The 22,752-nt window shown below is 42.4% G+C and carries 24 protein-coding genes and 2 tRNA genes; 11 read left to right on the top strand and 15 right to left on the bottom strand.

The genetic code is table 11. The features are described from left to right. Window position 1: 1 nt before the first annotated feature. From EFE42_RS09095 to EFE42_RS09045, 12 genes are all read right to left on the bottom strand, one after another. Window positions 2-694 (bottom strand): ribosome assembly factor SBDS, encoded by a 693-nt coding sequence (locus EFE42_RS09095; protein ID WP_123136934.1) that lies wholly within the window; start codon window positions 692-694, stop codon window positions 2-4. 23 nt (window positions 695-717) lie between these two features. After that, window positions 718-1,488, bottom strand: a complete 771-nt coding sequence (gene psmA, locus EFE42_RS09090) for an archaeal proteasome endopeptidase complex subunit alpha (protein WP_123136933.1) — start codon at window positions 1,486-1,488, stop codon at window positions 718-720. Window positions 1,489-1,559: 71 nt separating this feature from the next. Next, entirely contained in the window at window positions 1,560-1,928 is a 369-nt protein-coding gene (locus EFE42_RS09085; RefSeq protein ID WP_123136932.1) for an Rpp14/Pop5 family protein, read from the bottom strand. Then, window positions 1,925-2,641: a ribonuclease P protein component 3 gene (gene rnp3, locus EFE42_RS09080; protein ID WP_123136931.1), complete on the bottom strand. Its 717-nt coding sequence runs from the start codon at window positions 2,639-2,641 to the stop codon at window positions 1,925-1,927. Before rnp3 ends, EFE42_RS09085 begins: the two co-directional genes overlap by 4 nt. Continuing rightward, window positions 2,628-3,065 (bottom strand): RNA-binding protein, encoded by a 438-nt coding sequence (locus EFE42_RS09075; protein WP_158599223.1) that lies wholly within the window; start codon window positions 3,063-3,065, stop codon window positions 2,628-2,630. Before EFE42_RS09075 ends, rnp3 begins: the two co-directional genes overlap by 14 nt. 14 nt (window positions 3,066-3,079) lie before the next feature. Beyond that, window positions 3,080-3,670, bottom strand: coding sequence for a 50S ribosomal protein L15e (locus EFE42_RS09070; protein ID WP_123137012.1), 591 nt, complete (start codon window positions 3,668-3,670; stop codon window positions 3,080-3,082). 139 nt (window positions 3,671-3,809) lie between these two features. Beyond that, window positions 3,810-4,009: transfer RNA gene (locus EFE42_RS10560), tRNA-Trp, on the bottom strand. A 103-nt stretch (window positions 4,010-4,112) separates the two neighbouring features. Beyond that, the gene (gene cobT, locus EFE42_RS09065; RefSeq protein WP_123136929.1) at window positions 4,113-5,168 is read right to left on the bottom strand and encodes a nicotinate mononucleotide-dependent phosphoribosyltransferase CobT; all 1,056 of its coding nucleotides are present in this window, start codon (window positions 5,166-5,168) and stop codon (window positions 4,113-4,115) included. Between the two features lie 26 nt (window positions 5,169-5,194). After that, on the bottom strand, window positions 5,195-6,631 hold the full coding sequence (gene proS / locus EFE42_RS09060; RefSeq protein ID WP_123136928.1) for a proline--tRNA ligase: 1,437 nt from the start codon (window positions 6,629-6,631) through the stop codon (window positions 5,195-5,197). A 49-nt stretch (window positions 6,632-6,680) separates the two neighbouring features. Next, window positions 6,681-7,331 (bottom strand): ZPR1 zinc finger domain-containing protein, encoded by a 651-nt coding sequence (locus tag EFE42_RS09055; protein ID WP_123136927.1) that lies wholly within the window; start codon window positions 7,329-7,331, stop codon window positions 6,681-6,683. Beyond that, a complete protein-coding gene (sepF, locus tag EFE42_RS09050) occupies window positions 7,328-7,705 on the bottom strand; it encodes a cell division protein SepF (protein ID WP_013037251.1) in 378 nt (125 codons plus the stop codon). Before sepF ends, EFE42_RS09055 begins: the two co-directional genes overlap by 4 nt. 75 nt (window positions 7,706-7,780) lie before the next feature. Continuing rightward, a complete protein-coding gene (locus EFE42_RS09045) occupies window positions 7,781-8,263 on the bottom strand; it encodes a DUF1947 domain-containing protein (RefSeq protein ID WP_199724121.1) in 483 nt (160 codons plus the stop codon). A gap of 210 nt (window positions 8,264-8,473) precedes the next feature. Here EFE42_RS09045 and EFE42_RS09040 point away from each other — a divergent pair, with 210 nt between their 5' ends. The 5 genes from EFE42_RS09040 to EFE42_RS09020 all read left to right on the top strand — a co-directional run bounded on the left by EFE42_RS09040 (window position 8,474) and on the right by EFE42_RS09020 (window position 15,801). Further along, entirely contained in the window at window positions 8,474-9,919 is a 1,446-nt protein-coding gene (locus EFE42_RS09040; RefSeq protein WP_123136926.1) for an NAD(P)/FAD-dependent oxidoreductase, read from the top strand. A 152-nt stretch (window positions 9,920-10,071) separates the two neighbouring features. Beyond that, window positions 10,072-13,242 (top strand): isoleucine--tRNA ligase, encoded by a 3,171-nt coding sequence (ileS, locus tag EFE42_RS09035; RefSeq protein WP_123136925.1) that lies wholly within the window; start codon window positions 10,072-10,074, stop codon window positions 13,240-13,242. Window positions 13,243-13,251: 9 nt separating this feature from the next. Then, a complete protein-coding gene (locus EFE42_RS09030) occupies window positions 13,252-13,878 on the top strand; it encodes a 6-hydroxymethylpterin diphosphokinase MptE-like protein (RefSeq protein ID WP_123136924.1) in 627 nt (208 codons plus the stop codon). Between the two features lie 58 nt (window positions 13,879-13,936). Next, window positions 13,937-15,028, top strand: a complete 1,092-nt coding sequence (locus EFE42_RS09025; protein WP_123136923.1) for a DUF373 family protein — start codon at window positions 13,937-13,939, stop codon at window positions 15,026-15,028. Between the two features lie 2 nt (window positions 15,029-15,030). Next, window positions 15,031-15,801 carry an MTAP family purine nucleoside phosphorylase gene (locus tag EFE42_RS09020; RefSeq protein WP_123137010.1) on the top strand — a complete coding sequence of 257 codons (771 nt, stop codon included), beginning with the start codon at window positions 15,031-15,033 and terminating at the stop codon, window positions 15,799-15,801. A gap of 2 nt (window positions 15,802-15,803) precedes the next feature. Here the strand turns inward: EFE42_RS09020 and EFE42_RS09015 are convergent, their stop codons facing one another. After that, the gene (locus tag EFE42_RS09015) at window positions 15,804-16,628 is read right to left on the bottom strand and encodes a recombinase RecA (protein WP_123136922.1); all 825 of its coding nucleotides are present in this window, start codon (window positions 16,626-16,628) and stop codon (window positions 15,804-15,806) included. Window positions 16,629-16,776: 148 nt separating this feature from the next. Here EFE42_RS09015 and EFE42_RS09010 point away from each other — a divergent pair, with 148 nt between their 5' ends. The 5 genes from EFE42_RS09010 (at window position 16,777) to EFE42_RS08990 (ending at window position 20,541) form a co-directional block, all read left to right on the top strand. After that, window positions 16,777-19,260: a DUF5814 domain-containing protein gene (locus EFE42_RS09010; RefSeq protein ID WP_123136921.1), complete on the top strand. Its 2,484-nt coding sequence runs from the start codon at window positions 16,777-16,779 to the stop codon at window positions 19,258-19,260. A gap of 56 nt (window positions 19,261-19,316) precedes the next feature. After that, window positions 19,317-19,688, top strand: coding sequence for a DUF3467 domain-containing protein (locus EFE42_RS09005; RefSeq protein ID WP_123137009.1), 372 nt, complete (start codon window positions 19,317-19,319; stop codon window positions 19,686-19,688). A 129-nt stretch (window positions 19,689-19,817) separates the two neighbouring features. Continuing rightward, window positions 19,818-20,045 (top strand): LSM domain-containing protein, encoded by a 228-nt coding sequence (locus tag EFE42_RS09000; protein WP_123136920.1) that lies wholly within the window; start codon window positions 19,818-19,820, stop codon window positions 20,043-20,045. A 14-nt stretch (window positions 20,046-20,059) separates the two neighbouring features. Further along, window positions 20,060-20,404, top strand: coding sequence for an Lrp/AsnC family transcriptional regulator (locus EFE42_RS08995; protein WP_123136919.1), 345 nt, complete (start codon window positions 20,060-20,062; stop codon window positions 20,402-20,404). Window positions 20,405-20,463: 59 nt separating this feature from the next. Continuing rightward, a tRNA-Glu gene (locus EFE42_RS08990) sits at window positions 20,464-20,541 on the top strand. A 157-nt stretch (window positions 20,542-20,698) separates the two neighbouring features. On the opposite strand, the gene EFE42_RS08985 is transcribed toward EFE42_RS08990, so the two are convergent. Together EFE42_RS08985 and EFE42_RS08980 are read right to left on the bottom strand one after the other, a co-directional pair. Beyond that, entirely contained in the window at window positions 20,699-20,971 is a 273-nt protein-coding gene (locus EFE42_RS08985; protein WP_123137008.1) for a DUF1699 family protein, read from the bottom strand. 187 nt (window positions 20,972-21,158) lie between these two features. Beyond that, the gene (locus EFE42_RS08980) at window positions 21,159-21,407 is read right to left on the bottom strand and encodes a winged helix-turn-helix domain-containing protein (protein ID WP_123136918.1); all 249 of its coding nucleotides are present in this window, start codon (window positions 21,405-21,407) and stop codon (window positions 21,159-21,161) included. Window positions 21,408-21,604: 197 nt separating this feature from the next. On the opposite strand from EFE42_RS08980, the gene EFE42_RS08975 reads away from it, so the two are divergent. Further along, window positions 21,605-22,741 carry an aldo/keto reductase gene (locus tag EFE42_RS08975; protein WP_123136917.1) on the top strand — a complete coding sequence of 379 codons (1,137 nt, stop codon included), beginning with the start codon at window positions 21,605-21,607 and terminating at the stop codon, window positions 22,739-22,741. The last annotated feature ends 11 nt before the right edge of the window (window positions 22,742-22,752 follow it).

The following is a 22,752-nucleotide window of genomic DNA, read 5'->3' as shown; positions in this document are numbered from 1 at the left end:
CTTATAAGAGCTCAGTCTCAGCATCGCCTTTTGTGAGCCTGTTAATAAGACCATAAAAATCATTCTGCAATCCTGCGGGCATCCTGACTACAGCTGTCCAGGAACCATCATTTTCCCATTTATCTTTTACAAGGCTTCCGAAATTTGCTATTTCACCGTAAGATTTAGCTGCATATGAAGGAGGAACCTGTACCTTAATATCGACCTCTTCAAACCTGATAGGGATTATTGGACGAATTGCTTTCATCACAATTTTTACCTGCTCATCAACATTTTTGAGAGGGTCAATATGTACTTTTGCTTCTTCCATTGCAGTTTTAATACGGGCCGGTGGATGAGGTGCACGCGTTTGCGGATTAAGCGCATTATGGGCAATAATGCTTACAACCTGCTTTGTCTTTTCTTCAAGGAAATGTTTTCTCTGTTCCTGGGTAAGCTGCAGTTCTCCATGCATAATGATGTTGCCTGCAACTTCATAAACGTCATCCGTTCCAAAACTGTTAATGATATCAGATTCTGCTGCATGGTCTCCTTTCTTTGCATCGGAGAAAATATCTTCAACAGCAAGAATTGTCTCCAGCTTTACATCATTTCCTTGCCTGTACTCAAAAGCACCATCCGGGTCAACCAACACTTCAAAATGGTTACTACCTTTCTTAAGGCGGGCGATTAAAGATTCATCAAGAGATACCATAATTTTTCACACCTTTACTGGATTTACTGTTCTGCTTCTTCATCTTCTGCGTCTTCGGTTTCACCTTTGTGGTTTTCAAGGATACACTCCACATAGGATTCAACCTGCTGACTGGAATATTTGGAGAACATCTTATCTTCCACTTTCACCACACCTATTTCCAGAGTGGATGCATCCAGTTTCATGTCAGAAGCATTGTAAAGGGCTTCCATACCAAGCATAATAGCTTCATCCAGATCCATTCCTTCCTGGTATTTTTCTTCGAAAACTTCCATGAAGGCGTTTCTACCTGCACCAATAGCTGTTGCCTTATACTCAAGTAATGCTCCACTTGGGTCTGTTTCGAAAAGTTTTGGTGTGGAGCCATCAACACCTGCTATTAAAAGAGCGGTTCCATAGGGACGTACACCACCGTACTGAGTGTAGGTCTGCTTGTGATCACAAATCTTCTTTGAAAGCACATCAACGCTTATAGGCTCATCATAGGAAACAACATTAACCTGTGCTTCTACTCTGGCACGATCTACAAGAGCACGTGCATCAGCCACAAGTCCCGAAGTAGCTACCCCGATATGCTCATCTATCTGGAATATCTTTTCAATGGATTCTGCTTCAATCAAATGACTGGTAATTCTTTTGTCCACCAGAAGGACTACACCGTCACGGGCTTTGATTCCAGCAGCTGTGGTTCCTCTCTTTACTGCCTCACGGGCGTATTCTACCTGAAATAATCTGCCATCAGGACTAAAAACCGTGATCGCTCTATCATAACCCATTTGTGGTGCCATCTGCATTTCGTATCTATCTCCTATTAATTCTTATGCACGTGGTATCGATAACAACGTATAATATAGTTTCTATCCATTTATATGTGTTTGTCGTCAGGGACGCTATATGAATCCCTTTTTTCAATGTACTTTTCGGTTGCCGATCGCACAGTACCTGCAATTCCAAGCACATTTACAATTGCAGGATAACCATCTACTCTTGTAATTGTAGCAAGTATAGCCCGGGTCAGGTCTTCTGAACCTCGCTTACAGCGAAGTATACCCATATTATCATTAAAATCCAGTAGCCTGATACTGGCCTGACTTGAACCAAAATCTCCAATTAATGCAGCAGAATTGGAAAAAACCTCATTAAGGAAATCCTCCCGTGAAACCCGCACCTCGCATATTAATTCCAGTGCAAGATACCTTTTCGGGTCCCGAAGAGTAGGAGGGAGTACTTTCATAAACAAAGCTCCTGACTATTGTATTGAATAATGCGAACACCTTGCGGAGTTGAGGTATTTCTTCTGTTGCGTTTAATAATTCCTTCCGGAATAGTGCTCAAAGCTGCATTTGCTTCATCCGCTTCCATACCAAACAACCCGGCAAGCGCAATCATTTCCCGGGGAGCCCGCATGTCATAGCAAGACATTGCATTGCTCGTAAGTATTGTGGGAACATTGTATTTTCTTGCAAGTTGTAAATTTTTCCTGAAATGTCCCAGAGCATGTACACGCCTTCCGCCTCTCTGTTTGATTATGGCATCAAAGTTGAATGCGATCGCCACTTCATTATCATGGGCTGATTTTGCAAGAACATGATTAAAACCATTGTCTCTGCCTGTATGAAGATTAGTCAGGACATCTACATTGGAATTTTCTACAGCACTGCGATTTATGGATTCGCTGCCTCCGTGGACCACAAGAACATCTACTTTCTTGCGAAACTTCCCAACGAGACCATGAAGTTTTGAAGAATTACGGACTTTTATCTCCACTCCCTGAATCTGTTCTATATCTTCATGCGAACCATCAGATGGTGGTTGTTTATCAATATGATTCGTTACACCAATTCCTGAATATCCAAGATGGTTTGCAACTGAAAGCATCTGGTTTACAGAACTTGAACCATCCGGAAGCACATGGACATTCAAGTCATAGTAATCAGATCTGCGCAAAAAAATCCTCCAGCATTTCAAGGGCTTTATTTCTGTCTTTAGGGTAAGTGGCGATTTTTATTTTGACAGCAATCGAATCGGAAGATGATTCCATAACCAGTTTTCCTGAATATGCGTCCTGCTTGCTAAATCGTAGATGCAGCATCAGCTGATCATCAAGACGCTCATCAAGTTGACGAACAAGTTCATCTCTTTGTGATTTGGATAATTCCGAAACCAACCGATCCATAAAAGCGGAAGTTTCAGCCTTGCGCTTAAAATCCAGACTGTACAAAACCATCGGATTACCGTAATGTCCATCCACAACCAGAGAATTTATCTGCTCATCGATATCCGGAGAGTTACAGATAATATCCGGTAAAAGAAATTTCAGGGACGAGACTACCCTGTCCCTGTCTTCGGTTGCATGCGCAGTTACGCGCAATGTTATATAGTGAATCACTTGCTCTGGTTATTGTTGGACCGGACACTCGGCCTGGTTTTCTCCGTACCGGTTCCTTTACTGCGCATACCTCGACTCTTTCTTCCTGCGCTTGTTTTTCCACGGAAAGTACGTCCGCGGCTGGAACTGTCACACACCCAGTTGAGGTCCTTGTCTTTAACAATAGCAGGATGGAATGGATCCACAAGAATTGCTTCAAACCATTTATTCTTTCCATCTTCCCCTACCCAGTAAGAGTTGAGTACTTCCATGTTAGGATGGCGGCGTGAAGCCCTTTCCTCGGCAATTCTCTGGAGACTCTTTTCTCCTGTGATCTTATTTTTACCCATGTGCTGGGTCCTTCTTCCACGCATATAACGGGAATTACGCCTGCTTCCACGATGTACCTTTACACGTACGACTGTGATTCCCTGTTTTGCCTTATACCCAAGGGAACGTGCACGATCTACACGGGTAGGCCTTTTTACACGGGTTACTGAGCCTTCACGTCTCCATTCCTGGAGTCTTTCCCATCTGAGATCCTTTACATAAGAATCATCAGGTCTTTTCCATGCGTCTCTCACATAACTGTAAAATGATTTTGACATTATTTCACCTTGTTTCATTCATTGACGGTTCAGCCATTAAGGCCACACTCCAACGGGACTTTTTCCCGTAGATGAAACACGCCGCTAATACGACGGCAATATGATTTAAAGGTTTGTGTTACAAAAGAAAAGAAAAACGTGGGGCTGGTGAGATTCGAACTCACGATCGACGGGTCTCTCCGAACAACTGCGCTTAGCAGCTTTGACTGTTCTTATGAACACATATCAGTGCTCCAACGGTTCCTCACTGGCAAACCCCGTCGGGCAAGCCTCAGTAGACCCGTTGTTCATCATTTATCCGCTGGAGCCCGTCGCCATTCCTGGCTAGGCCACAGCCCCGCAAAACACGTTGCATGAAACGTGTAAGCATCCACCCAATACACCTCATATATAATATATTTACCGGTGCAGAGGCGGAAAACCTGGCAAATATGTAATGGATTTACTCATAATCTTCAAGCAGATCTGCCAGTTCAATGCAAATCTTCTCCACCTGTGCCGTCATTTCCTGACGGGAGTGACCCAACAAACGTCCCATATAAAAGGCCCCACCTGCACCGACTCCTTCTTTCACATAGCCCTTTTCATACTGCTGGAGGCCTACAAGTTTAGATTTGCCAAATCCAAGATCTTCAGCAAACATATCTACTCCTATTTGTTTTGCCAAATCACGGAAATTTGCAGTTTCATCATTTGCCACATAGCTAGTAGTAACAATGGAAAGATTACTCGTATCCATTCCCATATGTTTTATGATACTGAATACGGCAGCCATCTGTGTTCCACCTGCAAGAATTACACGTGTACCATTACCTATACCTGAAACAAGTCCGGCAACCGCAGGCATCATGGGATCACCCACACAGCGTACAGCTTCAAGAGGATCCTGCCTGAGTTTTCCGTGAGTGATATCTGAAGACTCAAGAGCTTGCTTTACAACCTGTGCTTTCAGCCCTATAGGATTCACTGAAGCACTACTACTCACTTTTCCATCATATCCCAGAGCGTTAAGAACCGCCTGAGCAGTTGTCGTCCCACCGGGAATACTCTCCCCAATAACTATGAAATCAGACTTTCCTTTAAGGTTCTTTCCTATTTCTTCTGCACGTTTGAAAACGGTGTGCGGATCATCTACTGCGATTTTATTACGTATATCAGCCCCTGCAGGAACTTCAAGGTCTAGCATAGGGACTTTAGGAGTGAGCTTCATACCCGCACGCACAAACACATGAGGAACTCCCGTAGTAACCAGAACGGCCCGGGTAGTAAGCCCTGGCGTAGGAGTGTTAAAAGGAGGAGTCATAGGGAGTACGGGAACACTTATGATATGTCCCGTTTCCAGCACTTCAGCATCTCCTGCAGGAGTATAATCTGTCAGTTTGGCACTCTTTCCTGCGGCTGAAAGACCCTCTATATATGCAGTTTCAGTGTTGGAAAGCACGCATACGAAAAGCGGCTTTTCAGGTACATCTTTATGTCCAGGTAGGAATGAATCCATGATTATCACTGTTTTACTTTATAAATTCAATAGGTTCTTGCAATATAAATGGAATTGACTGCCTCTTCACCACACAGAGGGCATTTTTTACCCTTACAATCAGGTTGTTCATTCGGTATTCCAAGTATTCCGGCTCCAATGACATCTTCCATCTCTTTACCGCAATCCTCATTTCCACACCAGTAAGTCTGAACAATTCCATGAGCCAGTTTTTCTTTGATCCCTTCCAGACCCTCACAAAGGAAAATATGCTCCTGTAATTGGACCTCGGCCTGTGAATACAGGTTTTTATGTATACCTGCGAAGGTCTCCTTTATTGTTGTAGATATATCTTCAAGTGGAATCTGTTCTTTCTCACCGGTGTCCCTTCTTGCCATCATTGCTGCCTTATTTTTCAGGTCACGGGGACCAATTTCCAACCTGATAGGTACACCCTGCATCTCCCATTTGTAATATTTGGCACCAGGGCGCTTATCGCTATCATCAATCTTGACCTTAATACCGGCATCCTTGAGCTCTTCTGAGACCTTTTCACAGGCTGCAAGAACTTCTTCAGGCTTTTTGAATATAATCGGAATGATGACAACCTGTACCGGGGCGACCTCAGGTGGAAGTACAAGTCCCTTGTCATCACCATGAGTAGAAATTAGTGCTGCTAGGCAGCGTTCGGATACACCATAACAGGTCTGATGAGCATATATCTGCTCCCCTTCAGAATCTTCATAGGTTATTTCAAAAGTCTTTGCAAAATTGTCGCCCAAATGGTGAGCAGTACCTACCTGAAGCGTCCTCCCGTCAGGCATCAATGAATCAACAGCAATAGTATAATCCGCACCCGGAAACTTGTCCCATTCGGGTCTTCTGGAAGACAGTATCGGTATCGCAAGCCTGCGGTAGAATTCAGCATAGATCCTGATGGCCTCATCTACCTGCCAAGCTGCTTCATCCCATGTAGCATGCACCGTATGCGCTTCCTTGAAAGAAGTGATTTCCCGAAGGCGTATAAGGGGACGCGTATGTTTTGTCTCATAACGGAATGTGTTGACAATCTGATACAGGCGCAGCGGGAGGTCTGCATGAGAGCGCACCCAGAGTTTATACATCGGATATATGGCAGTTTCACTTGTGGGACGCAATGCAAGATTTACTTCAAGAGGAGATGTGCCCCCATGGGTCACCCAGTAGACCTCATCCTCAAATCCCTTTATGTGCTGTGCCTCTTTCATAAACTCGGGTTCAGGGACAAGCAGAGGAAACATTGTTTCTTCGTGGTCCCTATCAAGAAGTTCCCTCATAATAGAATATGATTTTTTTCTGATAGTAAAACCGAAGGGATGCCATACATAGAGACCCTTTACAGGGTAACGTACATCCATTATCTTTGCAATTTGGAGTAATTCATTATACCATTCACTGAAATTGTCTTTTGATGGCAGTGATGCTTCTTTTTCCTGTTCGCCCATAAAGTCACCAGAAATTGTTTTTAAAATCCTGCGAAGATAAATAGACCCATTATTTATAGTCATTTCCAAGAGGTTGGATATTTTCAGAGGTGTCAACCTTAAGATCAGCGGAATCAGCATCCAGAATTACCATCCCTGTCTTAAGTGCTGATGCCTCCTCCGGAGTAAGATTGCTGCATGAAGCCTTCTCAGATATAATAGTACTGTTACCCAGTGGATCTTCCATTATGACGGTAAGATTAGCCTTGCTGGAAAGTGTATCATTCAACCTTTCCAGAATGTTTTTCCCTGCAGCCTCTTTTTCCGGATCATCTTCCGACCATTTTATTGCAGTTTCCACTACATCCCTGACTCTGTAGAGCAATCCTTCTATATTTGTCACATAGGAATCAGAAACATTACCTGGTTCGACAACAATACCAAGTTCAGGAATTCTTATAGTTCCCGATATTGACCGGATAACCCTGCAGTTAAGGTCTTCCTCCTTTTCTATTTTCAATTCACAACGTATCGGCTCTTTCTGAGCCAGGATCATAGTGTCTGTAAAACGAAAACCACACCCGCAACGGCTCGTTACATACATAACTTCACCAAAAAAAGGTATATCGTCACTCTGCCAGTGTATGATCATTTCATTATGGCAAAGAGGACATGTGGTTTGGGTATCAAATCCCTCTTTCCTTTCGCTTTCTGGGTTCAATATCTCCCACCAATTACCTTGGACCTGTCTATTTTTACGCCGGTTGGTGTTACCAATACCTGATCTTCTTTAATCCCCGCGATATCACCGTGGACATCGATTATAACTTCCTTGAGATCTTTCAAAGCACGGTCCAACATCAATTTATCAGCCTTTATATTGGAAATATCAATCATAAGGATATTACCGTCATATATTTCCTTTTTAAGGGACGGTAATTCATTAAGATTGGTAAGTTCAGCAACCCTTACGTAAGTTTCAGCAGGTTCTTCATCCATTACCTCTTCATATTTACCAAGATCAAGTTCCGTGTACTCCTCTGCAGAAGAAGTAGCTTTAGTTCCACTTCCGAACAATTTGTCCATGAATGCCATAGTCCGCACCTTTTATTTTGAATTAAAGAACTAATGTCCTTATAACGTTCATTATATTTTAAAGATATCTTTGTCTTAAAGTTCCAGATTCCAGAACTCATCACCCACATAATGCAGGGATTCTACTGCTTTGCCTGAATCCGCAACCATCCCGGCTCCCGCAACAAGGGCCTTGCCGATAGCCAATGGTTTATTATGAGCTTCCTCTTTTATAACGACAATGTCCCCTTCTTTGATAACAGGATCTGCCGAAACAATACCCGGACTCATTATATCCGCGCCATTAATTACAAATTTAACGGCACCCTGGTCCACAACTACCACGTATTCATTTATACCATATTCAAGCACACCCCTAACTGTAGGATGCCAGTCTTCCTCATATTTGAAGAATAAGATTTTGCCCTCTACGATGAGGACTTCCATGTCATCTGCCCGGGCACTTTCTATTTTACTATCTTCAAGACGGCTAATCTTGCCAAACTTTTCTTCCATTCCTTCAAAAAGTTTCTTCCTATCGGATTTCCTCAATTGTACCCTTGATTTTACCTTCAACATATCACCCGGACGGATAATCTGATTGTAGTAGAATAAAAGCTGTCATAAGGATTTAAACCTTTATGCATAACCTGATTGGTTCACTTTGCCTAAATTATTTAAACCCATTGTCGTATTTAGTAAAAAATACATCTGGTAATCGTGATTATCTATTACATATATGAATTCACAGAATAATCTGAATTTTCAGGGTCATTAAAGGGGAATATTATGAATAAATATGATGTCATTGTGATTGGTGCAGGAGCAACAGGCCTGCTTGCCGCACTGACACTTTCAAAGCACGGAAAGAAAGTACTGGTACTTGAAAAAAATCGCCAGGTTGGAGGGAACTGTAACAGTTACGATGTTGATGGTTTCCAGGTCGATACAGGCCCCCATGCAATAACCCATCTGGAAGCAGGTCCCTTGAGAAGATTGATGGAGAATTACTTTGACTATCTTCCTATTTTCGAAGATTACGGAAATTATTTTGTCAGAACGGAAAGCAATTTTCTAAAAGTACCTTCTAATCTCAAGGAATTTGCTGTATTTGACGCATTGCCCCGCAAAGACAGATTACTTATCGCACAGACCCTCACCAAAGAATTGACATTTTCTACCTTCGGTGTCGATCTTTCAAAAAAATCTGTATACGATGCACTGCCAAAGACCCTATCCACCGATTCATATAATTTTGTTGATGCAATCTCTCATTTCCTCTCCGGTAAGTCAATGAAGGAAACCTCGGTGCACAGGATATTAACAGGGAGCAGTTTTGTCAGGGACAGTATTACACAGGCACAATTTGCCAGTATTGTATCAAAACCTGACAGACCGCCTGTGGAATCTATTCTCCAATCCATCATCCCTGCAAATTATCACAATCAACTACAACTTCGGTTTAATAGTGTATCAAGCCAGTTTTCATCTCTTGGAAGACTTGCAACAAACAAGGCAAACTATTCGCAGGGATATCCAAGAAAAGGTCTCAAAGCACTGCTCAATGCCATCCTGTATTCATTACCCGATTCAGTTGGTATAAAGACGGAAAGTAAGGCTAAAAAGATACTTGTTGAAAACGGTCAGGTAACAGGAGTGGAAAGCGACGAAATATATTTTGCAGACATAGTCATACACACCGGTTTTGTAAAGCACTTACCCGAATTAGTGCAGGATTTACCCCGCAATTATATCGAGGAGTTGAATGGAATTGTTAATAGTAAGAGCCTGACTGTATGGCTGGGTCTTGATGAGGTCAGGAAGGATTTCAACTACAGGGGTTCTGAAATCTGGTTTAAGGATAATGCCTATTGGGCAATGCCAATAAGTAACTATGACCCAACCCTTGCCCCGCCGGGGAAACAACTTGTAGGTTTTGCTTTTGCAATAGATGAATCATCTCCTGAAAAGAAAGAAATAAAAAAAGCCCATGAGACCATATACAAAGCTGTTCCTGATATCCAGAATCATGTGGAAATGCAACATGATCAGGTAACCATTCCTGAAAAAGCTGCAGTTACAATAAATGGCCATTTTGCAGGGATAAGAACACCCGTAAAGAATCTTTATGTGGCGGGTACAGATACCGATAGCCGCAGTATGGGAGTCACTCGTGCAGCCTATTCCATAATTGAACTGCTAAGAATATTAAATGAAGATTCAAACCTGCATTGAGACATGTATATTATGTTTCTTAAAAATTGGATCCCAGCAACCATTTTGATATTCATTATGAAAGATTCACGAATTATTTTAAGCTAAATTATTTAAACCCATTGTAGTATTAGGATAATCAGAATATCAGCTGTTCATGGAGATTACTTATTATGATCAAGGAAGTTACCGATCAATATAATGCACAAAAAATCGAGGAAAAAGTCCACCATTTCTGGGAGGATAACAATGCCTACATGAAAGTAAGAGAACATCGCCGTGGAGATAAGCGATTTTTCTTTGTGGACGGCCCGCCATATACTACCGGACATATACATCTGGGTACCGCCTGGAACAAAATTATCAAAGACTCCATACTTCGTTACAAATCCATGAATGGGCATGATATTGTAGACCGGGCCGGTTGGGACATGCACGGACTTCCCATAGAAGTAAAAGTTGAAGGTGTTCTGGGTTTTGAATCAAAAAAAGATATTGAAAGTTATGGTGTCGAAAAATTTGTTAATAAATGCAAGGAATTTGCCCTGAAACAAAAGGACGCCATGACAGACCAGTTCCGCACCCTTGGAACATGGCTGGACTGGGAAGATCCTTACATGACTCTCAAGGATGAATACATAGAAGCTGCCTGGTGGACCCTCAAACAGGCTTACGAAAAAGATCTGCTTGAAGTGGGCAAAAGGGTAGTGAACTGGTGTCCCCGCTGTGAAACAGCAATTGCAGATTCTGAAGTTGAGTATGAGGATCGTACCGACCCTTCCATTTTCATCAAATTTGCAGTAAAAGATGAAAATGACACCTATATTGTTATATGGACGACCACACCCTGGACGATCCCTGCAAATATGGCTGTGGCTGTAAATCCTGATTTTGAGTATGCAAAAGTAAGGGCCTTGAAAGAGGATAAGGAAGAAATACTGATAATGGCCTCCGATCTTGTGGAAAGTGTACTTAAAAAGGGACGATACACAGATTATGAAATCCTTGAAACAATGCTAGGTGAAGATGTTGCCGGCATGGAATACAAGCATCCACTTGTGGAAAACATACCGGAACAATCCAAATTCGATCATCGGGTTTATCTTGCTGATTTTGTAACTGCCGAAAATACTGGTTGTGTCCACATTGCACCAGGCCATGGAGTGGACGATTTTGAGGTAGGGAAAGCAAATGACATTCCTGCTTTTTGCCCTGTTGGCTCGAACGGTCACTACACCAATGAAGCCGGCAAATATGAAGGTATGAACATCCGGGATGCCAACAATGTTGTTATGGAAGACCTTGATGCAAAAGGCCTCCTGCTTTCAGATGATACCATCTCACACCGCTATGGCCATTGCTGGAGATGCAAGACACCTATCATCTATCTTGCCACCAAACAGTGGTTTATCAAGATCGGTGACCTGAAGGAAGACATGCTTGCAGAAATTAAAAAGGTTGACTGGCATCCTGACTGGGCCGGTTCTGCAAGATTCAGGGACTGGATCGAAGGGGCCAGAGACTGGTGCATATCCAGACAGCGCTACTGGGGAATTCCTCTGCCTGTATGGAGATGTGAAGCATGTGAATCCCTCAAGGTCGTGGGAACCCGCAAAGAATTGCAGGAAATTGCCGATGTTGATCCAAACACCGAACTCCACAGGCCCTATGTGGATGATATCAAGTTAACATGTGACTGCGGCGGTCGGATGTCAAGGATTGAAGATGTTTTTGATGTATGGTTTGACTCCGCAGTGGCATCCTGGGCCACACTGAACTATCCTCACCGGGAAGACCAGTTCAAAGAATGGTGGCCTGCAGATTTCATAACAGAAGGACATGACCAGACCAGAGGGTGGTTCTATTCCCAGCTCGGCGCCAGCATGGTGGCCTTTGGACAGGCTCCTTACAAGAGTGTGCTGATGCACGGGTTTACACTGGATAGCACAGGAAAGAAAATGTCAAAGAGCCTGGGTAATGTGGTACAGCCCCATGAGGTCATAGAAAAATATGGCGCAGATTCCCTGCGTTGCTATGTGCTTTCTTCAAGTGCTCCCTGGGAAGACCTAAAATTTAACCAGGATGAACTCGCAACGATCCACCGGACAATAAATATCCTCTGGAATGTCTACCGTTTCCCTCTTCCCTACATGGCCCTGGATGAATTTGATCCACAGGAAGTTTCTTTCGAAGCAGTTGAGCCATACCTGCGCAAAGAAGACCGCTGGATATTATCCAGGATGCAATCCGTGATAGAAGAAGTGGACAGGTCAATGGAGCAGTACCTCCTGCATCGTGCTATCAGGACAATCAATGAGTTTGTATTGGAAGATCTTTCCCGGTGGTACATCCAGCTCATTCGGCCTCGTACCTGGAATGAGGCGGATGATCCTGACAAACTGGCAGTGTACAGGGTTCTTTATGATGTATTTGTAAATCTCTGCAAAGTAATTGCCCCATTTATGCCCCACCTGGCAGAGGAAATGTACGGAAATATTGTGAAAAACGTTGATCAAGATGCTGCTTTGACTGTTCACATGTGTAACTGGCCAAAAGTGGATGAATCCCTCAAGGATACCGATCTTGAAGAAAAAATGACGGCTGTGCGTGCCATGGTTGAAGCCGCATCCAATGCACGCCAGAAAGTCAAAAGAAAACTACGCTGGCCGGTCAGCCGTATAGTCATTGAACCTGAAAACAGGCAGGTCTACGATGCTGTAATGGACCTGCGTTTTGTCCTTATGGACCAGACAAACGCCAAGGACATAGATCTTGTGGAAGTTAATCACAGCTGGGATGAACTTGGAGTAGAGGCATCTCCAAATCACAGCGCCATAGGACCAGCCTTCAAACAGGATGCAGGCAAAGTCATCCAGTATATCCAGAAAGCCGATGCAAATGAATTGAAAAAAGGACTGGCAAATGGAGAGCTGGGGATTACCCTTGACGGCGAATCTGCAACCTTAACCCCGGAAATGGTCAAATTTGAGGACAAAGTACCTTCAATGGTTGCTGTGGCAGATTTCAGCGGAGGGAGAATCTATGTGGATGCAAACCTGACCAGAGATATCGAATCCGAAGGTTTTGCCCGTGAAGTGATCCGCAGGATACAGGATATGCGAAAGGAACTCGACCTGGAAGTGGATGAGAACATCCGTGCGCATATCCGTATAGATGATGAAAGAATTGTCGATCTGGTGCTGGACAGGGAAGACTACATCGCAAAAGAGGTCAGGTCACAGGTCCAGGTAATTGGCTTTGATGTGGATGCTACAGGCACTCTGGTTAAAGACTGGAATGTGGAAGGCATAGATGTGCATATTGGAATATCCCCTGCTAACTGAGGAATTTGAATGGAATATGACAAATGGGAACCAATATACAAAAAAATAGTAGAAGATTTCGGTTTTTCCGAAGATGCTGATGCAGATGCTGCACAGCTTCTTTCAAATCTTCTCATCGGACCTGTAAAAGCGGAACTAAACGATCTTACTGATGTTATCGAGGGCAAAGATACATTAATTTGTGGTAATGCGCCCACACTGAAAAAAGATCTTGAGCAGGTAGACCCTTCAGACCATGTGATCATTGCTGCTGATGGAGCAACATCAGTCCTGCTTGAGCAAGGCCTTGTTCCGGACGTGATTGTAACTGATCTTGACGGCGATGTTGAAAAAGAGATCGAGGCAAACAAGAAAGGAGCCATAATGGTGGTGCATGCCCATGGAGACAATACAGGCAAGATTCTTTCTTTTGTACCTCTTTTGACCAATATTATCGGCACATCCCAGACAAAACCTCCACACGGCCTGTTCAACTTTGGAGGCTTTACAGACGGTGATCGGTGTGTTTTCATGGCCCATCAACTGGGAGCAACTTCCATGACTCTGGTTGGTTTTGATTTTGATGATGACAATGTCGATGAAATCAAAAAGAAAAAACTAAACTGGGCACGTCGGCTTATTGAAGGATTTGCATGAGAATGCCATCCCAGATAACCTATATATAACTTCGTATTAATTTATATCTAGAACTTCAATGCAAACTCTGGTAATCTGTATAGACCGGGACAACGACCTTGGGGACAAAGCAGGGGTCCAAACACCAATTATAGGCAGAGAGGCTCACGTAGATGCTGCTGTCAGGCTTGCGTCTGCAGATCCGGAAGATTCGGATGTCAATACACTGTTTGGCGGTATCCGTGTTTATGACGAACTGAAAGAAAAGGGAACCGACGTTGAGCTGGTCTCTTTTGCAGGTGACAGGAATGTAGGTGTTATTTCCGACCAGCGCATATCCCGCCAGCTTGATGATGTACTTTCCCACTATGATCCAGAAGAGGCTATTTTTGTTTCCGATGGAGCTGAAGATGAAACACTTTTACCCATCGTTCAATCAAGAATAAAAATCGATTCGGTAAAAAGGATAGTCGTCAAACAAAGTGCAAATCTTGAAAGTACATATTACATTCTAAAACATGCATTCAATGACCCCAAGATTTCCCAGACATTTTTTGTCCCGCTGGGTCTTGCAGCTCTTATCTATGCCATATTCCTCCTGGCCCGGTATCCAGAAGGAGCAATTATTGGGATCTCCGCTGCCATTGGCATTTATATGTTATACAGGGGATTCAATCTGGACGAATCATTTGTTATTGCCAGAGAAAAGATGAAACAAGCCTTCTATGCGGGCCAGATGACCTTTGTCACCTATATGGCCGCAGGGTTACTGACAATAATCGCAACCATAATGGGAGCTCTGGAATTATGGGGTTACTATACAACAGGAGGTGGCTGGTATTATGGCCTGATTACTCTTGTGACCGTTTTCATAAATAAATCCGTATGGTGGTATGTTTCAGCCTTCCTTTTTGCGATTGCAGGAAAGATAATTGACCTGAAAATGGAAAAACATTTTTGCTGGAGAAAACTATCCCCTGCCCTCTTTGTGATTGCAATAGGTTTTCTCTTATGGGGCTCCAGTGAATACATTTTATCAATAAGTTCCCTGCCGTCCGAAGCTACAGCAGGTAGTTTCAGTTTACAATATTTCATTTACTCGGTAGTGTTATCCATAATTTCAGCCCTTGCAGGTGTAAAGTTATCCATTTCAGGTAATAAAGAGAAATGAAAATGGACAGGGAAATTTCTTTTGCCATAATTGGAGGCGTAGGTTTCCTCAAAAATAATGGTTATGAAAAAATGACCATCTCAAGTGCCTACGGGGATGTGGAGTGTTTTATTGGTAAAACCAGTGGCATCAACTTTGTCTTCATACCCAGGCATTCGATATCAGGGCCACACATCCCTCCCCATATGATCAATTATCGTGCCATAATATGTGCGGTAAAAAAACTTGGTGTCAAAAAGGTAATAGCCACAAATTCTGTAGGTTCCATGAAAGGCCACCCCACAGGCTCATTTTTTATCCCCGATGATTTCATTGATTTTACAAAAAACCGCGAATCCACATATTTTCATGACCAGACCGTACATGTGGACATGAATCAGCCTTATTGTCCAAGACTGCGACAATCTCTCATGAATGCTTTGCAGGAAAACAGGGAAGACCTCTTTGAAGGAACATATGTATGTACTGAAGGGCCACGTTTTGAGACAAAAGCAGAGATACAAATGATGGCTTCATTTGGGGATGTTGTAGGTATGACCGGCCTGCCGGAAGTCGTACTTGCCCGTGAAATGGAAATCTGTTATGCCTCAATATGCACAATTACCAACCCTGCATGTGGTATGGGCAATGAAAGACTGACCGCAGATGAAGTGGTTGGCGTACTTCAAAAACGGGAAAACGTACTATTTGATCTTATTATCCACTCATTCTTTTCCATGGATGAGAAAAAGAAATGTACCTGCAGCCTTGCAAAAGATCAGGCATGTCTTTAAGATCAGACAACATCCTTAGATGTATCAATATGGACCCCGTCTGCCACATTGAACTTGATAACATCGGAAGTCGGTACCATACCCCTGATCTTCGGGATTGAGAGTTTGTTTATTATTTGATCCGATGATCTTTCAATGATTACGTCAAATATCACATCTGCGGAATTGAAGAGATCACTTTCAAGTGCTTCAGGACTACTTCTTTTAAGGCTGTAAAGGTAGGTTTGGGAAGCCATCTGTTTTGTTGTTTCATAGAGCATGTTTAATAGACGTTTGATCAGGCCTGTATTGACATTAAGATTGGTATAAAAGGAAAAAGTATCAAATATTACATTCACCTCATCACCCTCCGCATCCAGAGCAATATTCTGCAGGTTGTATTCGGTGAATTCGATTATCTTCGAATCAACAAACTCATTGCCCACACTGCTGACCATTTCTCCGGTTTGCGTAAAGTAGTATTCTCCATAAACATCAACAAAAATAATATTGGATGGATCAAAGCCTAAATTTACTATGTCCTGATGGATATATTTGGGGCGCCGACCTGTGGCAAAATAGTAAGTTTTCCTTGTCTGAGAAAACTGGTACAGGAAAACCTCGGACATCGACAGAGGATCTGCAGAAAAATAGACCAATGAACTTGAAGGAAGGCCCCCACTGAGACTGTCATCAAGTAAGGATATGCCCGTGGGCATAATAATAGGTTTCGATTCATCCGCAGATGCACTCCCTGAATATTTATACGAATTACCCAAAACATTCTTGCTTTTTGGCGGTTGTGTCATTTGCTGAACTTCAAGATGTCCATTATTGTTATTCTGCATATCCTACCCTTCACTACTAACTATTAGTATATGGAGCATATTTATAAAACTTTACGCTAAAATATACTGAATAATATTTGATTAAATATATAGTATTATACGAAGAAGACGCTTACTTTATAATAGGGAAATACGTCTATCACAGAATATGACCCTCTGGACTCTTCTCTATCCTCTAAAAGGAAAGGTCACAGTAATGCTGATTAAAGACCGAAAAAAAACTCCTGCAATAGTAGGTGAACTAACCCTGCGAAGTACCAGCGCAGGACCCCGACCCTTACGATTTATGGTATCGAAAGATAAGAAGCAGGATTACCGTTCACCCGAGGAATTTATTGAGCTACTCAGACGTTCGGAGAGAATATTGATTACCAGGCAGGGAAATGCCAAAAACCACAAGAAAATTATCGAAATGCTAGGCGGCTTCCACCTTACCGGTGAAATGGTAGATGTGTGTCGTTTTTGTCTGCTCAATAAGGAATTCAATTTTGTGAACAAGAAGTCTATTTCTCATCAGGGAGAACGCATCTGTGAAACGTGTGCACAGGAAGAACTGAAACGGACTCTGCGTAATTCCCAATGCCATTATTCTGACGAGGCCATACAGCGCATATTTGATGTTTTAAACAAGACAAAAGACCTTGACCGCACCATAGGCATGCTAAATCCTGAAGAAATTGATTCGGAAGTTACAAGATACGACACAATTGCTTCAAAAGAAGATCAGAACCCATATCCAATAAGTAAACTTCCAATATCCGATCAATTCAGGAAATCATTATTAAAAAAATCTAAAACCCTGTTGCCTGTACAGAGTATTGCTGTACGCAAGGGTTTACTAAAAGGAAATAACCTTCTTGTGACCTCGGCAACAGCTACCGGTAAAACATTGATCGGGGAGATGGCCGGTATTGAGAATATTCTTAAAAAAAGAGGCAAGATGCTTTATCTTGTGCCGCTGGTTGCTCTGGCAAACCAGAAATATAGCCAGTTCACTGGAAAGTATAAAGGTTTTGGACTCCAGACTTCAATACGCATAGGAAGTTCTCGTATAAAAACGCGCAAAACGGAAAAAATGTCCCGTTCTCTTGATACGGACATTATTGTCGGAACCTATGAGGGGATCGACCACATTATGCGTTCTTCCAAAGCAGATATGCTGGGTCAAATTGGTACAGTGGTCATAGATGAAGTCCATATGCTGGAAGATGAAGAACGCGGACATCGGCTTGATGGTGTAATCGCACGTCTTAAATATGCAGCACCGGGGGCACAGTTCATTTATCTTTCTGCAACAGTAGGAAGTCCCCACGCCCTTGCAAAACATCTGGATGCTGAACTTGTGGAGTATGAACATCGGCCGGTCCCGATTGAGAGACATCTTATATTTTGCCCGCAGCAAAGCAAATTGAGAATAATGACCCGTCTTATACGTGAGGAATACAATCAGGTATCTTCAAAGGGCCATAAGGGCCAGACCATCGTCTTTACAAATTCCCGTAGAAACTGTCATCGTCTTGCAAATGCTCTGCCAATACCGGCATCTGCTTATCATGCTGGCCTGGCAAATCCGGAACGAAAAAAAGTTGAGGACAGATTTGCCTCCGGAAAACTTCCTGTGGTAGTGACAACAGCAGCCCTGGCAGCAGGTGTTGATTTCCCTGCCTCACAGGTGATATTTGAATCCCTGGCAATGGGAATTGACTGGATTAACCTGCAAGAATTCTTACAAATGCTTGGAAGAGCAGGAAGACCGGATTATCATGACAGAGGTGTGGTAGTTTTACTTGCAAGTCCGGATAAGACATACGGGGGTGGACAGGCCGTGACAGAAGACGAGATGGCGGTAAAACTGCTCAAAGGCCAGATGGAAGAAATGAATTTAAAATATGGTCAGGAAGAGCAAGAAGAGGAAGTCCTGGCTTCGGTTGCAGTCACCAATTCAAAAGCCGACCTGAACTATATATGCAACAAGATGGTGGAGGATATTGATCTTAATTCCATTGTAAATAAATTGAAAAAATACCGATTCCTGATACAGAAAGGTGATGCTATCAAATTGACCCGAATGGGCAGTATTGCAGCCCGACATTTCCTCTCTGCTTCACGTGCGTTCCTTATCCGGGATGCCGTACGTGCAGGCCAGGACCCAATCGAGATTGCAGCCAATCTAGAATTCTTCGATGCGGTTTACTTTAAGTTTGCACCCCAGATATCAGCAGCGCTGAACGTGAATATGCCATCCCGGGTATTTCAGGGAGCTGCCCTGGATATTGTATTTGAAGGAGATAACCTATCACAACTGGAAGAGAAGATCAGAGATCAACTTTTCGAATTCGCTACTGATTTTTTGACATGTGGATGTAAAGAAAGCCCATATTGTGGATGTGCTGAAAAGAATTTTTCCGAAATGATTATCAGGATGCGCGCTAGTGGTCGCGATCCCGAGAAAATTGCAGCCAGGCTGAACGAAAAGTATGGAATCAGTGCGTATGTTGGTGATCTTTATGGTTACCTTGATGGAGTTATCCGCAACCTTGATGCTATTGAAATGATGGCAAGTGCCCATTCAAAACCGGATATAGCAAAACAGGCAAAGGATCTGAAAAAGAGTGTGGAAGCAGGCAGATGAAATGCAAAACATATTAAGGTATAAGGTTTATGAAATCTGGAAATGAGGACAAGATTATGGCTGAGGAAAAAAAAGAAGGGCAATCCCAAAAAAAGAATATGAAAATCAAGTTGCATAAACCAGAGCATTTCAATCAGGTCTACGCCATCGGGGCAATGGGTGGACACAGTCCCTATGATTTCAGGATATGTTTTTATAATGATACCCCTCGCGGAGTTTCAAATGACAATGAACAGGTAATCGAACGTAATCTTGAATCAGAAGTAATCCTGTCCCCTCTGGCCGCACTGGAACTCTCCAGATGGCTCGACCAACACATCAGGGAATATGAAGCTGCTTTTGGCCCGATTTCCAGAAAGAGTGCGCCTAATACTTCTACTAAAAAGTCGGTAGATGATGACAGTTCACATCTTCAGGGGTATATCTGAACAGGGAGCAAATATATTTAAACCTGCAGGATTATGATCGTTAGGCATAAATAGGGGAGACTACAGTTTACATTCGCGTATTTTAACTTAATCTATATTTAAAAATGATATTTGTGTGAGGATTTTATTTTGTTCCCGAATAAGAAGGTACAGAAACTTGTTGGATCCAGAATTCAGGTTGAAATGAAAGGCGACCACAGTTTACTTGATGGTATTCTGAAAAGCGCCGATGATTATATGAATCTCCATCTGGAGGACACCTTTGAGATGGTTGAAGAGGAGCGTCAGCGTTCATTGGGCTCTGTAGTATTGCGAGGAAACAACATTATCTTAATCGTACCGGCTGAAGCACAATAATTCGCGGGTTATTCATGGAAATTGAAGAAGAGGCATTGAGTCTAATTCGCAAGCATCATGACGGGGTCTATCAGAATGAGCTATGGAAGGATCTAAACATTGATAGTCGTAAGTGCTCTCGTCTGATCTCCCGCATGATGAAAGAAGGAAAGATCATCAGGGAGCCAGCTGTATCCAACGGGTCACGCACCTATCTTATTAAAGCGACAACACCGGATGAGAAATCCTATGAACTTATGCTTGCAGCAGGAATGTTCTCTCCATGCACAGGTTGCAGGCTTGCGTGCCACCCCGAGCATTGCGAAGCTCTTACAGAATGGATATTAAGGCTGATTAAAGAAAAACAAAATCAGGCCTGACAAAAACTATATATACTAGTAACGTATAGTAGGGTCGCTTTTAGGTAGCGGCCAACTGTGCTCCGATAGTGTAGTCCGGCCAATCATTCCGGCCTTTCGAGCCGAAGACTCGGGTTCGAATCCCGATCGGAGCACCATACATCTCTTTTCTTGAAATATACTAATTCATAACTATAAAAAAAATAAGATATCCTATTCACATTTACCAAAAAGAAAATCTCTGCATATTTCATACAGAAATTGAAAATGGCTTAACTGCAATTGATTTCACTTCTAAATTAAATAAAAGTAAAATTATTTATCTATAACTTCCATATATTTTATAATTTTTGTTCCCTTCAAATCTCCTTTAAGTAATTCCACTCCCTGCATATTCAGTATTTTTGGCACGTTTCCTGAAAGGGACTTCATGTAAGAAGGTGGAATCTGGGCTGCTTTGAGGTTTGGACAATTTTTGAGTATTTCCAGAATATCTATGTCACTTGGCCTGAACGAAAAGTGGATGAAATTTTCATCTTCATCCAGTCTGTTAATTTCATTTCTTGAATTCAACATTCTTATTTTCAAATAATATACCCCCAGATACAATTTTACAGCATAGATTATAAACTTTATTATTGCAATTTTTGGAAACAAAGTTACTTTTTATAAATAATTGTATTGAAAAAACAGTAAAAATAGTTAGCATTACCGTCAATACGACGGCAATGAACAATAAATTTAATAATTGTAAAATTCTGTATCTAAAGTTATTTCAACAGGTTGGTGCTTCTAACACCTCTCTGACATCACTCATTTTCTGGAGATAACCTGCTCCCAGATTTGTAATTAAATAGTGATTTGATGCCTTTGTGATAAGCCCCTGATCTATAAGGGCTTCAAGGTAATTATCAGCACGATTAAAATTCAGATTTGCCTTATAAACGATAGAAGTTTTTGTTGCTTCTGTTCTCTGTACAACTTTAAGTATGTCTATCATAATTTCGAGTTTACCACGTCTCATGTGTACCACCACTCGCAATTCATAATGAATATGAATTTGCTTACAATATACTATCAGTGCAAAATTACTATAAATAACTTGTGAATTTTTAAAAATGTCATACTCATCATTATTATGTACTTAAGGTTCGTAATAATCATCAGAACGTAATAGTCAGAATACCAAAGCTTATTATCACCGAAATACCACATTTGAGCATGTTATACCGTACACTTGGAAAAACAGGTGAGAAAGTTTCATCCCTTGGGCTGGGTTGTATGCGGCTGCCCACCATAGACGGCGATCCCGGGCACATTGATGAGCAAAGAGCTTGTGAGATAATTCACTATGCCATTGATCAGGGCATAAATTACCTTGATACCGCATACCCTTACCATGAAGGTAAAAGTGAACCCCTGCTGGCTAAAGCGTTGCAAAATGGTTACAGGGATAAAGTCAATATCGCCACCAAAATGCCATCATGGAACATTGAAAGCCGGGAAGACATGGATCGCTACTTTGATGAACAGCTTGAAAGACTTGGTACGGATTACGTTGATTTTTATCTAATTCATACCCTCAACCGGGACTTTTGGCCAAAACTGTTAGAACTTGGACTATTTGATTTCCTTGACCAGATTAAAAAAGATGGCAGAGTCCGTTATGTGGGATTTTCTTTCCACGATGAAGCCTCTTTGTTCAAGGAAATCGTTGATGCCTACCCATGGGATGTCTGTCAGATCCAGTACAACTACCTTGACATCGATTATCAGGCAGGTCACAAAGGCTTACTGTATGCAGCATCGAGAAACCTTGGAGTGATAATCATGGAGCCTTTAAGGGGAGGCTGTCTGGCCGATATGGTACCAGATGACATAATGAAAATCTGGGACAAAAGCGAAGTCAAACGTACCCCGGCAGAATGGGGATTGAGCTATATCTGGGATCTTGAGCAGGTTAGTATGGTCTTAAGCGGTATGAGCAATCTCGAGCAACTGAAGGAAAATCTAGCAACAGCAAATAAGGTATTGCCAAATTCCCTGACTGAAAAAGACCACTCACTGGTACGTGAAGTACGGGAAATCTACCGCGACAAACTTGTTGTTGATTGCACAGGTTGCAGGTATTGCCTGCCATGTCCTGCAGGTGTGCAAATTCCCCTCAATTTCAAATACCTCAATAATGCTATGCTTTATGAAAATATAGAAGATGCCAGCAGGGCTTATGCATCCCATGTAGGAGACGAACGTAAAGCATCAAACTGCATAGATTGTGGACAATGTGCAGAGCGCTGCCCTCAGGAAATACCCATACCGGAAATGCTTGCAGAAGTCACAAGGTTACTGGAAAAATAAGTTATTTTCTT

This window comes from Methanohalophilus sp. RSK (assembly GCF_003722075.1).
In the GTDB taxonomy this organism is placed as follows: Archaea; Halobacteriota; Methanosarcinia; order Methanosarcinales; family Methanosarcinaceae; genus Methanohalophilus.
The sequence above is the reverse complement of the archived record's forward strand: the minus strand, read 5'-3'. Positions and strand labels throughout refer to the sequence as shown.